Here is a 1,765-nt window from a genome sequence, read left to right on the forward strand (position 1 = left end):
GGCCGAAAAAGATGTTGTCGCCCAGGATCAGCGCGGAGGGGCCGCCGCCGACGAAATCGGCGCCGATGACGAAAGCCTGCGCCAGCCCGTTGGGTTGGGGCTGCTCGGCGAAATGGATCGACAGGCCCCATTGGCTGCCATCGCCCAGCAGCCGCTTGAAGCTTTCGGCGTCCTGCGGGGTGGTGATGATGAGGATGTCCCTTATCCCCGCCATCATCAGGGTGGAGAGGGGATAGTAGATCAGCGGCTTGTCGAAGACCGGCATCAATTGCTTGGACGCCGCCATGGTCATCGGATGCAGGCGCGTGCCGCTGCCCCCCGCCAGAATGATGCCTTTCACGCTCTGCCCCCCTGCGAGATTTCGCTGTTGTCACCGGCCAGAAGCCTGTCCACGACCTGCGTGGCGGATGGTCGCCATTGCGGCATCTCGACGCCGTGAACGGCGCGGATGCGGCTGGTGTCGAGCCGGGAATTTGCCGGCCTGTGGGCCGGCGTCGGATATTGGCTGGTGGGAATGCGCTCCACCGCGACCGGCGGACGTCCCCGGGCGCTGGCAGAAGCAAAGATATGCTCGGCAAAATCGGCCCAGCTTCCCCAGCCCGATCCGGTCAGGTGAAACACGCCCCGCATCCGGCTGTCCGCCCGATGGGCGCGCAGATTGGCGGCGACGCGCAGGATGGCGTCGGCCATGTCGAGCGCCGAGGTGGGCGCGCCGATCTGGTCGTCCACCACCCGCACGAGGCTGCGCTCGGCGCCCAGCCGCAGCATGGTGCGCAGGAAATTGGCCCTGAAGGGAGAATAGACCCAGGCGGTGCGCAGGATGGCGTGGTCGGGATTGGCGGCCTGCACCGCCTGCTCGCCCGCCAGCTTGGAGCGGCCATAGACCCCCAGCGGTCCCGGGGCGTCGCTGTCCAGATCGGGGCCGGCCTTGCGGCCGTCGAACACATAGTCGGTGGAGATGTGGATGATCGGAATGCCCAGCCTTGCGGTCAGGCCCGCCAGGGCGGCCGGGCCGTCGCGATTGGCGGCGAAGGCGCGCTCGGCTTCGCTTTCGGCCTTGTCGACCCCGGTATAGGCGGCGGCCGAAATCACCAGGTCCGGGGCGAGGGCGGCGATGGCGTTCAGGCCGGCCGCGGCGTTTTCAAGGTCGAATTCGGGGCGGCCGATGGGCAGGATGTCGACCCCGGTGGCAGCGGCGCGCTCGATCAGGGCCGAGACCACCTGGCCGGTTCTGCCGGTCACGGCGATCCGCGTCATGGCTCGGTCCGCCGCGATGCCAGCTGGCCCAGGCGCTGCCCGTCATAGCGCTCGCGCAGCGGGCGCCACCACCAGTCATTGGCCAGATACCATTCCACCGTCTGCACGATGCCGGTGTCGAAGGTCTGCTGGGCCTTCCAGCCCAGCTCGGTTTCGAGCTTGCTGGCGTCGATGGCGTAGCGTTCGTCGTGGCCCGGACGGTCGGCGACGAAGCTGATGAGCTCGCTGCGCGGGCGGTTGGCCGGCATGCGCTCGTCCAGAATGGCGCAGATCGAGCGCACCACCTCGATATTGCGGCGCTCGTTGCGCCCGCCCACATTATAGGTTTCCCCGGGCCGCCCGCGCGCGGCGATGAGGTCCAGCGCCCGCGCATGGTCCTCCACATGCAGCCAGTCGCGAATATTGAGCCCCTGCCCATAGACCGGCAGCGCCTGCCCCGCCAAAGCGTTGAGAATGGTGAGCGGAATGAGCTTTTCGGGAAAGTGGTAGGGCCCGTAATTATTGGAGC

The 1,765-nt window shown here is 67.7% G+C and carries 3 protein-coding genes; all 3 read right to left on the reverse strand.

Annotated features, from left to right (window positions below; genetic code table 11):
* The coding region (locus tag VDP82_RS17780) for a sugar nucleotidyltransferase (protein ID WP_323016147.1) at window positions 1-340 on the reverse strand (340 nt) is incomplete at its 3' end.
* Entirely contained in the window at window positions 337-1,257 is a 921-nt protein-coding gene (gene rfbD / locus VDP82_RS17785) for a dTDP-4-dehydrorhamnose reductase (RefSeq protein WP_323016148.1), read from the reverse strand. The genes rfbD and VDP82_RS17780, both read right to left, overlap by 4 nt.
* Window positions 1,254-1,765, reverse strand: a 512-nt coding sequence (locus tag VDP82_RS17790) for a dTDP-glucose 4,6-dehydratase (protein WP_323016149.1), incomplete at its 5' end; no start/stop codon positions are given. The genes VDP82_RS17790 and rfbD, both read right to left, overlap by 4 nt.

Source organism: Devosia sp., from assembly GCF_034675085.1.
Lineage (GTDB): Bacteria > Pseudomonadota > Alphaproteobacteria > Rhizobiales > Devosiaceae > Devosia.

Coding starts and splice junctions, on each gene's coding strand:
- rfbD (WP_323016148.1), bottom strand. CDS start 1,257: ATGACGCGGATCGCCGTGACCGGCAGAACCGGCCAGGTGGTCTCGGCC.